Here is a 13037-nt window from a genome sequence, read left to right as displayed (position 1 = left end):
CCGCAGTTTATCAACTGACGACCCGCAGCGCCTTACCGCTGAAGAACGCCTGAGCGTTTTCGGTCAATTGGCCGACGATGCGCTGGCGTGCCTCGCGACTGCCCCAAGCGTTGTGCGGCGTAACGATGAGGCGCGGAATATCTGCCGCGAGCAAGGGATTGCCCTGGGTCGGCGGCTCGATGCTCAACACATCTGTCGCGGCGCCACCGAGGTGGCCGTTGCGCAACGCATCGGCCAGCGCCTGCTCATCGATCAGACCGCCACGGGCGGTGTTGACCACGAACGCACCGGGTTTCATTGCGGCCAGTTCGCGGGCACCGATGAAGTGGCGGGTGTGTTCGTTGAGCGGACAGTGCAAGGTGAGCGCGTCGATTTGCGGCAGCAGTTCATCCAGCGGCAAACGATCCGGGCGAGCAGGGCGACCCGGAATCTGCCCGAGCAACACGCGCATGCCGAAAGCTTCGGCTAATCGAGCAACAGCGCCACCGAGTTCGCCATGCCCAAGCAGGCCAAGGGTTTTACCTTCCAGTTCGACAATCGGATAGTCGAGCAGGCAGAACTGTTTGGCCTGCTGCCAGCGACCTTCACCGACGGCTTTCTGATAATCGGCCAGACGCGTGGCGAGGTTGAGCAGCAGCATGATGGTGTGTTGCGCCACCGATGGCGTGCCGTAACCCTGACAGTTGCACACGGTAATGCCCTGCGCGCGGGCGGCGGCGAGGTCGACGTTGTTGGTGCCGGTGGCGGTGATCAGGATCAGTTTCAGATCGGGGTTGGCAGCCATCGCGGCGGCGTCGATCAGGATCTTGTTACTGATCGCCACGGTGGCGCCTTGCAAACGCTCGGCGACTTGCTCGGGCAAGGTCTGGGCGAACAGTTGCAGATCGCTGAAGCAGTCGCGCAACGGACTGAGGTCCAGATCGCCGAGATCCAGCGAAGGGTGATCAAGGAATACCGCGCGGCGCGTGTTCGTCATCAACTGTACCTTTTGTGCTGTGAGCGTTGGGCGTAATCTGCCGAGCCTACCAGATGAAACAAATTGATACGCTTGGCCGAAAGGAGCCCCCATGTACTGGACCGAGTTTTTGACCGTTGCACTGATCCACCTGCTGGCCGTCGCCAGTCCCGGCCCGGACTTTGCCGTGGTGGTGCGCGAGAGCGTGACCCACGGGCGTCGCGCCGGCACCTGGACCGCGCTGGGCGTGGGCACGGCGATTTTCCTCCACGTTGGTTATTCGCTGCTGGGGATCGGCCTGATCGTGTCGCAGTCGATCGTGCTGTTCAACGCGTTGAAGTGGGCGGCCGCCGCTTACTTGCTGTACATCGGCTTCAAGGCGCTGCGCGCGCAACCGGCGAAAGTCGTGGCCGATGATCTGCACAAAGAGGCTGGCGTACGCACGGCGCGCGGCGCGTTCACCTCGGGCTTCGTGACCAACGGTTTGAATCCGAAAGCCACGCTGTTCTTCTTGTCGCTGTTCACCGTGGTGATCAATCCGCACACGCCACTGTCGGTGCAGGCCGGTTACGGTATTTACCTGGCGGTTGCGACTGCGATTTGGTTCTGTCTGGTGGCGATGCTGTTCAGCCAGCAACGCGTACGTGCCGGTTTCGCCCGCATGGGCCACTGGTTTGATCGCACGATGGGTGCGGTGCTGATCGCTCTCGGCGTGAAAATCGCGTTTACCGAGATGCATTGAGAAAACACCGCGAACAACCTGTGGGAGCGAGCCTGCTCGCGAAGGCGTCGGATCAGTCGAAATTACAAGTGACTGGAAGATTGCTTTCGCGAGCAGGCTCGCTCCCACATTGGGGTTGAGTAATTCCTAAAGAAGTTCGCTGAGTTTGCTCAGGTTATTGAGGTATTCGCGGGGATTTTCCCCGAGCAAGCGGCGAAACATCGCGCTGAACGCCCGCGCACTGCCGTAACCCAGATCCCGCGCCACACGCTGCACGCTATCCCCGGCGAGCAGGCGGGGCAGGGCTTCCATCAGGCGCAGTTGCTGGCGCCAAGCGTTGAAACTCATCTGCAACTGTTGCTGAAACAACCGCGCCAACGTGCGTGAGCTGGCGCCGACCTGCTGCGCCCAGTCTTCCAGCGTGTTGGCGTGATCGGGGGTGTGCAGCAGTGCCAGACAAATGTTTTGCAGGCGCCGGTCGCTGGGCATCGGAATGTGCAGCGGCAGGTTTTCCAGACCAGCGAGTTCTTCCAGCATCAACTGCTGAATCAGCGGATTGTCGGCGTGCGGCGGCCCTTGCACCGCGCGCAGGATCAGCTCGCGCAGCAGCGGTGTCACGGCCAAAACGCAGCACTGTTGCAGGCTGGCGGGTGACAGTTCCGGCGCGATGAACAGCGAGCGCATCTGCACATCACCGCTCATGAAAATCTCGTGCGCCACCTCGGGTGGAATCCACACCGCGCGACTTGGCGGAATCACCCACGCGCCGGATGCCGTGACCACGCGCATGAGGCCGCTGACGGCATACAGCAATTGCGCCTCGCGATGCAGGTGCAGCGGCTGGTGGGCGCCGTCCAGATAGTCCCGGGGGTAGGCACTCACCGGGCCGTGTTCGAAATGGCTGATCAACATGTCTGATCCGATGACTTGCTTGGCAGAAATGCGCTTTATGGCCAACCTAGCATAAGTGGCACACAACAACGTAAAGCGTGCCGCCATGAATCAATCCCGAAATGTCATTCGCTACATCAACGCCGCTCATGTGATCGATCACATGTTCATGCTGATCTTTCCCGCCGCCGTGCTCGGCATGACTCAGGCCTTCGGTCTTGATTACGCCGCGCTGATCGGCCTGTCACTGGGCGGTTTCATTGCTTTCGGCGCCTGTTCGCTACCGGCAGGGTGGCTGGGCGATCACTGGAGCCGGCGGCAAATGATGCTGGTGTTTTTCTTCGGCATTGGCGTCTCGGCAATTTTTACCGGCCTGAGCAACAGCCCGAGCATGCTGGTGATCGGCTTGACCCTGATCGGTATTTTCGCGGCGATTTATCACCCGGTCGGCACGGCAATGCTGGTTGCTTACGCGCAGAACCGTGGCCGCGAAATCGGCATCAACGGCATGTGGGGCAATCTGGGCGTGGCATTTTCGGCGCTGATCACTGGCTTGCTGGTGGCGCAGTTCGGCTGGCGCTCGGCGTTTCTGATACCGGGCGCAGTGGCGATTGTGCTGGGTCTTGGCTTCGCCTTGCAGGTGCGCGAAGAGCCGATCCCGCAACGCCCGCACACGGCGCTTAAAGGCGCCGCCGGTCAGCGTATTTCGATGGTTAGGGTGTTTGGCGTGCTGGCGCTGGCCACAGCTTCCGGCGGGGTGGTGTTCAACGCCACCACCATGACTTATCCGAAACTGTTCCAGGAACGTTTGCATGAGCTGTTCGCTTCGCCGCAAACCCTCGGTGTGGTGGTCAGTCTGGCTTATGCCTTTGGCGCGGTGGCGCAGCTGAGCATTGGTCGGGTGTTGCACCGCTTCAGCCTGAAATGGCCGTTTGTCGTCCTGACGTTGTGCCAGGCACCGCTGCTGTTCGCGCTGGCCTATGCCGACGGCTGGGCAGTGATCGCGCTGGGTGCGGCATTCATGTTCGTGGTGTTTGGTCAGGTAACAGTGAACGATGCGATGGTTGCCAACTTCGTCGCCCCGCAATGGCAATCGCGGGTGTTCGCTCTGCGTTACTGTTTATCGTTTGGCGCCAGTGCGACGGCGATACCGCTGATTTCCTACGTCGAACCGCGCCATGGCTTTGTAGGCCTGTACTTGATTCTCGCGAGTTTCGGCGCGTTGACCTTCCTTGCGGCTGTCGTATTCCCACGGACACCTTCCGAGGAGGTTGTAGGGCAAACGGCCTGACCGAAGACGAAAACCGGCAAATGCTGGCGCAAAGCTAGCATTTGTACGGCTTTGCAAATCATTCCTTTGGCTGATTTGGCTGGCGTATAAGGGTTCTAGAGTACCTGTCTCTACGCCAACACCGTGCAGTCAGAAAAGGGATTCTTATGTTGCAGACTCGCGTCATTCCCCCGGCCGATGGGGCCTACCAGTATCCATTGCTGATCAAACGGCTGCTGATGTCCGGCGCCCGTTACGAGAAAACCCGCGAGATCATTTACCGCGACCAGATTCGCTATAGCTACCCGACCCTGATCGAGCGCGTGGCGCGGTTGGCCAACGTGCTGACGGCGGCCGGTGTGAAGGCCGGTGACACGGTGGCGGTGATGGACTGGGACAGCCATCGTTATCTGGAGTGCATGTTTGCCATTCCGATGATCGGCGCGGTGATCCACACCATCAACGTGCGCCTCTCGCCTGAGCAGATCCTCTACACCATGAACCACGCTGAAGACCGCTTTGTGCTGGTCAACAGCGAGTTTGTCGGGCTGTATCAAGCGATCGCGCCGCACCTGACCACGGTCGAGAAAACCCTGCTGTTGACCGATCTGCCGGAGAAAACCGCCGAGTTGCCGAATCTGGTCGGCGAGTACGAGCAACTGCTGGCCGCCGCGAGCCCGCAGTACGACTTTCAGGATTTTGACGAAAATTCGGTCGCCACCACGTTCTACACCACCGGCACCACCGGTAACCCGAAAGGCGTGTATTTCACCCATCGGCAACTGGTGCTGCACACCATGGGCGTGTCGACGATCATGGGTTCGATCGACAGCGTGCGCTTGCTTGGCACCAACGATGTGTACATGCCGATCACGCCGATGTTCCACGTTCACGCCTGGGGTCTGCCGTACGTGGCGACCATGTTGGGCCTGAAACAGGTTTATCCGGGGCGTTACGATCCGGAGTTTCTCGTCGAGTTGTGGCGCAAGGAGAAGGTCACCTTCTCTCACTGTGTACCGACCATCCTGCAAATGCTGCTTAACGCCAAAGGCGCACAAGGCACTGATTTCGGTGGCTGGAAAATCGTCATTGGCGGCAGCGCGCTCAATCGCACGCTGTACGAAACCGCGAAGGCGCGCGGCATTCAGCTCACCGCCGCGTATGGCATGTCGGAAACCGGGCCGTTGGTGTCCTGTGCGCACCTCAATGATGAATTGATGGCCGGCACTGAAGACGAACGCACCACTTACCGAATCAAGGCCGGCGTGCCGGGGCCGCTGGTGGAAGCGGCGATTGTCGACGCCGAGGGTAACTTTCTTCCGGCTGACGGCGAGACCCAGGGCGAATTGGTGCTGCGCGCGCCGTGGCTCACCGAGGGTTATTTCAACGAGCCGCAGAAGGGCGCCGAGCTCTGGGCCGGCGGCTGGTTGCACACCGGCGATGTCGCCACGCTCGACAGCATGGGCGTGATCGATATCCGCGACCGCATCAAGGATGTGATCAAGACCGGCGGCGAGTGGATCTCCTCGCTGGACCTCGAAGACCTGATCAGTCGTCACGTCGCGGTACGCGAAGTAGCAGTGGTGGGCATCGCCGATCCGCAGTGGGGCGAGCGTCCGTTTGCCTTGCTGGTAATCCGTGAAGGGCACGTGATCGGGGCGCGCGAGCTCAAGGAACACCTCAAGCCGTTCGTGGAATTGGGCCATCTGAGCAAGTGGGCGATTCCGAGTCAGATCGCTCTTGTTACCGAAATTCCCAAGACCAGTGTCGGCAAGCTCGACAAGAAGCGCATCCGCCTCGACATTACCGAATGGCAGGCCAACAACAGTACCTTCCTCTCGACACTTTGAGTGTCTGCTGGCGCGCCGAAACCGGCGCGCCAGACCCACCAAGCAAGCGCTTGGCTTGTGAAATCGAAAAAATCAGCCATCCTTGCCGTGCCGACATGCGTCGGACTGGCGAAAGGACTGTTCCAGAGTGGCCGGCAGCTGCAAATCACACTTTAGAGGGATCAAGCAGTACCACCTGCTGGCTATAGTCCGCTCAAGGATTTTTAAGAACGGAGCACACGCACTGATTGGGGCGAGCAACTTTGGAGTGAATTCGGGCAGCCCTGGCACCCGGTCTTCCACAGCGTTTTTAAAAGTACTCACTGCCATAACAATAATGCACATGGAGTAGCGTCGATGACCTCAGTAAACCAGTTCTGGCGCCGGGCGAAACTGCCTCTGGCAGTCAGTCTTGCCTCCTCGCTCGCCGGGCCCGCATTCGGCGTCAGTTTCAACGTCGGTGAAATCGAAGGCCAGTTCGACTCGTCCTTGTCGATCGGTGCCAGTTGGTCTACTCAGAGCCCGAACAAGAACCTCATCGGCGTCAACAACGGCGGCCACGGTCTGTCGCAAACGTCCGATGACGGTCACGCCAACTTCAAGAGCGGTGAAACCTTCTCGAAGATCTTCAAGGGTATTCATGACCTTGAGCTGAAGTACGGCGACACCGGCGTATTCGTCCGTGGCAAATACTGGTACGACTTCGAACTGAAGGACGAGAGCCGCCAGTTCAAAGACATCAGCGACAGCAACCGTAAAGAGGGCGCCAAGTCGTCCGGCGGGCAGATTCTCGACGCCTTCGTCTACCACAACTACGCGATCGCCGATCAGCCGGGTTCCGTGCGTCTGGGCAAGCAGGTGGTTAGCTGGGGTGAAAGTACCTTCATCGGCGGCGGCATCAACTCGATCAACCCGATCGACGTTTCCGCGTTCCGTCGTCCCGGCGCCGAGATCAAGGAAGGCCTGATTCCGGTCAACATGTTCTACGTGTCCCAGAGTCTGACCGAAAACCTTTCGGCCGAAGCGTTCTATCAACTGGAATGGGACCAGACCGTCGTCGACAACTGCGGCACGTTCTTCTCGCAGCCGGACATTGTTGCTGACGGTTGCAACGACAACCTGCGCGTGTTGAACAAGCGTTCGCAAATCCCGGCCGTGGCCCTTGGCCCATTGGCCGCCAACGGCGTCAACGTCAACGAGGAAGGTGTGCTGGTTCGTCGTGGCCCGGACCGCGATGCCCGCGACAGCGGTCAGTGGGGCGCGTCTCTGAAATACATGTTCGAGCCGCTGGATACCGAGTTCGGCGCGTATTTCATGAACTACCACAGCCGTGCGCCGATCTTCAGCGCCACCGGTGCGCCACAGTCGGTCTACAACACCGCAGCATCTTTGCCTGGACCGTTCGCGGCCCTCGCTCCACTGCTGGTGGCGGGCAACTCGAACTACTTCATTGAATACCCTGAAGACATTCGCCTCTACGGTCTGAGCTTCTCCACCACTCTGCCTACCGGTACGGCGTGGAGCGGTGAGATCAGCTATCGTCCGAACGCGCCGGTACAGCTGAACTCCACCGACATCCTGTTCGCCGGGGTACGTCCGCTCGGCGGCGCACTGACCAACGCTTCGCTGCTCAATGGTGTGCCGGGTCAGGACCTGCACGGTTACGAGCGCAAGGAAATCACCCAGATCCAGACAACGTTCACGCACTTCTTCGATCAGGTCATGGGCGCCAGCCGTCTGACTTTGGTCGGTGAAGTCGGCGCGACTTACGTCGGTGGCCTGGAAAGCCGTTCCGACATGCGTTATGGCCGCGATCCGGTCTACGGTCCGGGCGAGTTGCCAGCCACTGGTACGACCAACACCTGCGCCAATATCCTCAATGCCAGCACCATCAACGGTGCAGGGGCAGGATCGCCGCAGAACAACCGCAGCCGCAATTGCGACAACGACGGCTTCACCACCTCAGTGTCGTGGGGCTACCGCGGTCGCGCCATCTGGGAATACAACGACGTCTTCGCCGGTGTGAACCTGAAGCCGAACGTGGCCTGGTCCCACGACGTCAGCGGTTACTCCCCTGGCCCTGGCGGTAACTTCGAGGAAGGTCGCAAAGCGGTCAGCCTGGGCGTCGATGCCGAATATCAGAACACCTACACCGCGAGCCTGGCTTACACCAACTTCTTCGATGGCAAGTACACCACTGTGGATGATCGCGACTTCGTTGCGCTCAGCTTCGGCGTGAACTTCTAAGCACTGCATTTCAGGACGAACGAATTTATGAAAATAACAAAGAGTCTGTTCCACGCCGGTGTTCTGGGTCTGTCGCTGCTGGCGACCGGGGTCATGGCTGCGGTGCCTGCTGCAGAAGCCGACAAACTGGGCAAGAGCCTGACGCCGATGGGCGCTGAAATGGCCGGTAACGCCGACGGTTCGATCCCGGCGTGGAAGCCGCTGCCGAAGAATGCCGGCTCGGTCGACAGCAAGGGGTTCCTGTCCAATCCATACGCCAGCGAGCAACCGCTGTTCACCATCACTGCGAAAGACGTCGACAAGTACAAGGACAAACTGGCGCCGGGGCAGTACGCGATGTTCAAGCGTTACCCGGACACCTTCAAGATGCCGGTGTATCCGTCCCATCGCGGTGCCACCGTGCCGGATGACGTATTCGCCGCCATCAAGAAAAACGCCACCACCACCAACCTGGTGTCTGGCGGCAACGGCCTGGAAAACTTCGATACCGCCGTACCGTTCCCGATTCCGAAAACCGGTGTGGAAGTCATCTGGAACCACATCACCCGCTATCGCGGCGGCAGCGTGACTCGTCTGGTGACTCAGGCCACGCCGCAACCGAACGGCTCGTACAGCCTGGTGTACTTCCAGGATCAGTTCGTGTTCCGCGACAAGATGAAGGACTACGATCCGGCGAACCCGGGCAATATCCTGTTCTACTTCAAGCAGAAAGTGACCGCGCCGGCACGTCTGGCCGGTGGTGTGCTGCTGGTGCACGAGACCCTCGACCAAGTGAAGGAACCACGTTCGGCGTGGGTCTACAACGCCGGCCAGCGCCGTGTGCGCCGTGCACCACAAGTGTCCTATGACGGTCCGGGTACTGCCGCCGACGGTCTGCGTACCTCCGACAACCTCGACATGTTCAACGGTGCACCGGATCGCTACGACTGGAAGCTCGAAGGCAAGAAAGAGATGTACATCGCCTCCGACAGCTACAAGCTCGACGATCCGAAGCTGAAATACGCCGACATCATCAAGGCCGGCCACATCAACCAGGACCTGGCGCGTTACGAACTGCGCCGCGTCTGGCATGTGGTAGCAACCTTGAAGGAAGGTCAGCGCCACATCTACGCCAAACGTGACTTCTACATTGACGAGGACACCTGGCAGGCGGCAGTGATCGACCACTATGACGGTCGTGGCCAACTGTGGCGCGTTGCCGAAGCGCATGCCGAGAACTACTACGACAAGCAAGTGCCGTGGTATGCCCTGGAAACCCTCTACGACCTGCAGTCCGGCCGCTACCTGGCACTGGGCATGAAGAACGAAGAGAAGAGTGCGTATGATTTCGGTTTCACCGCCACCACCAGCGACTTCACCCCCGCCGCATTGCGTCAGGACGGTGTTCGCTAACCTGCTGTAACCCGAGGCCGCATCCTCGTGAAAACGCCCCGACCGGTTCGGGGCGTTTTTTTGTCTGCGGATTTTTCCGTAGCCTTTTTGTAGCCATTTGTAGCAGCAACCTTCATAACCGGTTCGTTTAAGGCTAGTCTGCGGACATCTGCAACGCCGCCAACAGCAATTCGAACAAGAGCCGGCCATGACTGATCTGTCCCCACTTCCGGGTCCCGCAAGCGTTGCCGTCGCGGCACTGGACGGGCGTTTTTTTCGCCCACCGCTGCCCGACGGCTACGTTTTGCGACCACGTCTTTGCGAGCGCCTGCAGGCCGGACTCGGTGGGCGCCTGTTGCTGGTCAGCGCCCCCGCCGGATTCGGCAAGAGCTCGCTGGCGGTGGAGTTCTGTCAGAGTCTGCCGGCGCACTGGCAAAGCCTCTGGCTGGGCCTGAGCCCGCGCGACAGCGACCCCGGACGCTTTCTTGAGCGTTTGCTCGAAGGCTTGCAGGACTACTTTCCGCAACTGGGCAGTCGTGCACTCGGCCTGCTGAAAATGCGCCAACGTCATCAGCCGTTTGCCTTCGAGGAATGGCTCGACGGCTTGCTCGATGAGTTGACCCTGCACCTCGATCCAGCCAAGCCGTTGCTGCTGGTGCTCGACGACTATCATCTTGCACAAGGTCCGGTACTCGACCGGTGCCTGCAGTTTTTTCTCAATCATTTGCCTGACGGCTTGCTGGTGATGGTCACCAGCCGGCAGCGTCCGGACTGGCATCTGGCGCGCTTGCGTCTGTCGCGGCAGTTACTGGAGCTGCATGAGTCTGATCTGCGTCTGACCCACGACGAAGCCCTGACCTTGCTCGATCGCCACAGCACGTCTCTGCGCGGTGAAGCCCTGGAAAATCTGATTCAGCGCAGTGAAGGCTGGGTTGCCGGTTTGCGTTTCTGGTTGCTGGCGATGTCTGAAGCCGGCAGCGATGCCGCATTGCCGCAAACGTTGAACGGCGGGGAAGGGCTGATTCGCGATTATCTGCTCGAAGAAGTCATCGATTGCCTGCCGGCCGACGTGCAATCCTTCCTTTACGACACAGCTCCCCAGGAACGCTTTTGCAGCGAGTTGTGCGATGCCGTTCGCGAGGCCCATGACAGTGCCGAGATCCTGCGCTTTCTGCTTGCGCATCAGGTCTTTCTCGTACCGTTGGACGAGCACGGGCACTGGTATCGCTACCACCATCTGTTCTCCGATTTGTTGCGCAGCCGGCCGATAGCGCAAGCGATGGTGCCGACCGCAACGCTGCATCTGCGTGCGTGTCGCTGGTTCAATGCCCAGGGCTTGCTCGACGAGGCGGTGGAGCAGGCATTGCGCGCTGGTCACCTCGATGTGGCGGCAAATCTGGTACAGAATCTTTCCGAGGAACAGCTGCTGGCCGAACAAAACGTCGGCATGCTGCTGCGCTGGAAAATGGATTTACCTGACAGCTTGCTGATCAGCACGCCGCGGCTGATCGTGCTGTACAGCTGGGCATTGGGGCTGGCGTGTCAGCTCGATGCGGCCGAAGAGTTGTCCGGCCACTTGAGCCGCTTTCTGCCGGCGCCGTCTGCCACCGCGCAAAAATCGATGCTGGCGCAATGGCTGGCATTGAGCGGGATCATTGCCCGTGGCCGCGGCCATCGTGAGTTGACCCTCAGGTATTGCAGCGAAGCATTGGAAAGCCTGCCAGCCAAGCGTTACGGTCAGCGATTGATGTGTTTATCGACCTTGTCCAATCTGGCCATTGCCGACGGCGATCTATGGCGCGCCCGCGGCCTTAATCGTGAATCCCTGGAGCTGGCGCAGCGCGTCGGCAATCCTTTGTTTGAAGCGTTGGCGCATTACGATCGTGCGCGTGTTTTGCAGGCGCGTGGCGAGATTCTGCGCGCACTCGATGAAGTCCATCAGGGGTTGGAACGTTTGCGCGGTCTGTCGCCACAACGCTTATACGCGGTGCGTGCGCGGCTGACGTTGTACGAAGGTTTTCTATTGGCGATGCGCTTGCAGCCTCAGGCCGCTCGTTTGCGCTTGTTGGCCGGGATTGGTGAGGCGCGTGCCTGTCGCGATATCAGTGTGTTGATCGGCCATTGTGTCATCGCTCGTCTGGACGGCAGCAGTGGCGAATTCGCCAAGGCCTTTGCCGAGCTCGCCGAAGCCGAACGCCTGATGCACATCTGGGACGTGCCGCCGATCTACTACCTGGCGATGATCACGCTGGTCAAATGCGAGCTGTGGCTGGCGCAGGGTCGCACTGATCTGGCCGAGGCGTGGCTGGCGCGTCTTGGGCAGACTTACACCGGCGAGCGTGCTGCCGCACCACCAGAGTTTCATCCACAGTTGCCGTTGCATGTTGAACTGCAGCAGGCGTTGCTGGACATGATTCAAGGGCAACCCATGCTCGCCGAAGGACGGCTGAACGTGTTGCATGAAAACGGTCAGCAGACCGGGCGGCAGTTGCTCAGCGTGATGGCGTTGACGCAGAAAGTGGCGCTGTTGCTGGCGTGTGGGCGTGAGCCGGAGGCCAGAAAAGCGCTGAGCCAGGCGTTGGAGGCGGCAGCGGGTGGCGTGGTGCAGCCATTTGACAGCTTGCTGAAAAAGTACGGTGACTGGCTACGCGGGCAATTGGTTTCGAACGTTTCGACAGCGGTCAGTCAGCAATTGCTGGGACACCTGCCTGTTCCCGCTGTCCGTCCCGTCGCAGAGGTCTCGGTGGCCGAACAGCTCAGCAGTCGAGAGCTGGCCGTTCTGCGCCTGATTGCTCAAGGCTGTTCGAATCAGGAAATCAGCGAGCAGTTGTTCATATCCCTGCACACCGTAAAAACTCACGCCAGTCATATCAACAGCAAGTTGGGGGTTGAGCGGCGCACACAGGCAGTGGCGCGGGCCAAAGAGCTGGGGTTAATGATCTAGCGACGGTAAAATTGCCGATCGGCCGTTTCGAGCCACTGCCCAGGATTTCCCATGACCGTTTCAAGCCCAGTGCTCATCCGCGAAACCTTCCCCGTCGGCCCGCTCCAGTGCAACTGCACCATCATCGGCGATCCGATTACAAAGAAAGCCATCGTCGTCGACCCGGGCGGCAATCCTGACCTGATCATGGCGCGTCTCGATGCGCATGGCCTGAAAGTCGTCAGCATCATCCACACCCACGCGCATCTCGACCACTTCCTCGCTTCCGGCCAGATGAAAGAGAAGACCGGAGCGACCCTGCATTTGCACAAGGAAGACCAATTCCTCTGGGACAACCTCGAAATGCAATGCCAGATGTTCGGCGTGCCGTATACACCGGTGCCGTCACCGGATCGCTGGTTGAGCGATGATGAAGAACTGGCCTGTGGTTGCGGCGTGGCCCTGCATACGCCGGGACATACACCCGGTTCCATGAGCTTTTGGTTTTCCGAGGCTAAGCTGTTGATTGCCGGCGACACGTTGTTTCGTCGCGGCGTAGGGCGCACGGATTTGTGGGGCGGCGATCAGGCGACCATCGTGCGTTCGATCAAGCAGCGGCTGTACACGCTGGACGAGGACGCGACAGTGGTGACCGGGCATGGGCCGGATACGCGTCTGGGTGACGAGATGCGCGAAAACCCGTTTGTACGTGCCTAAATATTTTGTCACGAGTGCCCGGCGGAATTTTTGTGCATTGTCATGATCCAACGCCCGCGCAGGTCCATTTAACCCAGTGGCCGCTGCACCACAGAATGCGAAAAACCAGGAGC

At 59.9% G+C, this 13037-nt stretch carries 9 protein-coding genes; 7 read left to right on the top strand and 2 right to left on the bottom strand.

What is annotated here, in order from left to right; genetic code table 11:
* Window positions 1–10: 10 nt before the first annotated feature.
* Complete coding sequence (locus tag CCX46_RS25325) at window positions 11–976, bottom strand: 2-hydroxyacid dehydrogenase (protein WP_127929729.1); 966 nt, start codon at window positions 974–976, stop codon at window positions 11–13.
* Between the two features lie 91 nt (window positions 977–1067).
* Between CCX46_RS25325 and CCX46_RS25320 the strand changes: the two genes are divergently transcribed.
* Entirely contained in the window at window positions 1068–1697 is a 630-nt protein-coding gene (locus CCX46_RS25320; protein ID WP_127929728.1) for a LysE family translocator, read from the top strand.
* 126 nt (window positions 1698–1823) lie between these two features.
* Here the strand turns inward: CCX46_RS25320 and CCX46_RS25315 are convergent, their stop codons facing one another.
* On the bottom strand, window positions 1824–2588 hold the full coding sequence (locus tag CCX46_RS25315; RefSeq protein WP_127929727.1) for an AraC family transcriptional regulator: 765 nt from the start codon (window positions 2586–2588) through the stop codon (window positions 1824–1826).
* Window positions 2589–2673: 85 nt separating this feature from the next.
* Here CCX46_RS25315 and CCX46_RS25310 point away from each other — a divergent pair, with 85 nt between their 5' ends.
* The 6 genes from CCX46_RS25310 to CCX46_RS25285 all read left to right on the top strand — a co-directional run bounded on the left by CCX46_RS25310 (window position 2674) and on the right by CCX46_RS25285 (window position 12924).
* A complete protein-coding gene (locus CCX46_RS25310; protein WP_127929726.1) occupies window positions 2674–3858 on the top strand; it encodes an MFS transporter in 1185 nt (394 codons plus the stop codon).
* Between the two features lie 146 nt (window positions 3859–4004).
* The gene (locus tag CCX46_RS25305; protein ID WP_102901156.1) at window positions 4005–5687 is read left to right on the top strand and encodes a fatty acid--CoA ligase; all 1683 of its coding nucleotides are present in this window, start codon (window positions 4005–4007) and stop codon (window positions 5685–5687) included.
* Window positions 5688–6023: 336 nt separating this feature from the next.
* On the top strand, window positions 6024–7913 hold the full coding sequence (locus tag CCX46_RS25300) for a DUF1302 domain-containing protein (protein ID WP_127929725.1): 1890 nt from the start codon (window positions 6024–6026) through the stop codon (window positions 7911–7913).
* A gap of 27 nt (window positions 7914–7940) precedes the next feature.
* Window positions 7941–9305, top strand: coding sequence for a DUF1329 domain-containing protein (locus tag CCX46_RS25295; RefSeq protein ID WP_095050635.1), 1365 nt, complete (start codon window positions 7941–7943; stop codon window positions 9303–9305).
* Between the two features lie 187 nt (window positions 9306–9492).
* Window positions 9493–12228, top strand: coding sequence for a LuxR C-terminal-related transcriptional regulator (locus CCX46_RS25290; RefSeq protein ID WP_127929724.1), 2736 nt, complete (start codon window positions 9493–9495; stop codon window positions 12226–12228).
* A gap of 51 nt (window positions 12229–12279) precedes the next feature.
* Window positions 12280–12924 carry an MBL fold metallo-hydrolase gene (locus CCX46_RS25285; RefSeq protein ID WP_127929723.1) on the top strand — a complete coding sequence of 215 codons (645 nt, stop codon included), beginning with the start codon at window positions 12280–12282 and terminating at the stop codon, window positions 12922–12924.
* Window positions 12925–13037: the final 113 nt, after the last annotated feature.

Origin of the sequence: Pseudomonas sp. RU47, assembly GCF_004011755.1 — a bacterium.
In the GTDB taxonomy this organism is placed as follows: domain Bacteria; phylum Pseudomonadota; class Gammaproteobacteria; order Pseudomonadales; family Pseudomonadaceae; genus Aquipseudomonas.
The sequence above is the reverse complement of the archived record's forward strand: the minus strand, read 5'-3'. Positions and strand labels throughout refer to the sequence as shown.

Bases quoted from the DNA above. Each gene is read 5' to 3' on its own strand.
- CCX46_RS25325 (WP_127929729.1), bottom strand. From the start codon at position 976: ATGACGAACACGCGCCGCGCGGTATTCCTTGATCACCCTTCGCTGGAT.
- CCX46_RS25285 (WP_127929723.1), top strand. From the start codon at position 12,280: ATGACCGTTTCAAGCCCAGTGCTCATCCGCGAAACCTTCCCCGTCGGC.
- CCX46_RS25315 (WP_127929727.1), bottom strand. From the start codon at position 2,588: ATGTTGATCAGCCATTTCGAACACGGCCCGGTGAGTGCCTACCCCCGG.
- CCX46_RS25305 (WP_102901156.1), top strand. From the start codon at position 4,005: ATGTTGCAGACTCGCGTCATTCCCCCGGCCGATGGGGCCTACCAGTAT.
- CCX46_RS25290 (WP_127929724.1), top strand. From the start codon at position 9,493: ATGACTGATCTGTCCCCACTTCCGGGTCCCGCAAGCGTTGCCGTCGCG.
- CCX46_RS25310 (WP_127929726.1), top strand. From the start codon at position 2,674: ATGAATCAATCCCGAAATGTCATTCGCTACATCAACGCCGCTCATGTG.
- CCX46_RS25300 (WP_127929725.1), top strand. From the start codon at position 6,024: ATGACCTCAGTAAACCAGTTCTGGCGCCGGGCGAAACTGCCTCTGGCA.
- CCX46_RS25320 (WP_127929728.1), top strand. From the start codon at position 1,068: ATGTACTGGACCGAGTTTTTGACCGTTGCACTGATCCACCTGCTGGCC.
- CCX46_RS25295 (WP_095050635.1), top strand. From the start codon at position 7,941: ATGAAAATAACAAAGAGTCTGTTCCACGCCGGTGTTCTGGGTCTGTCG.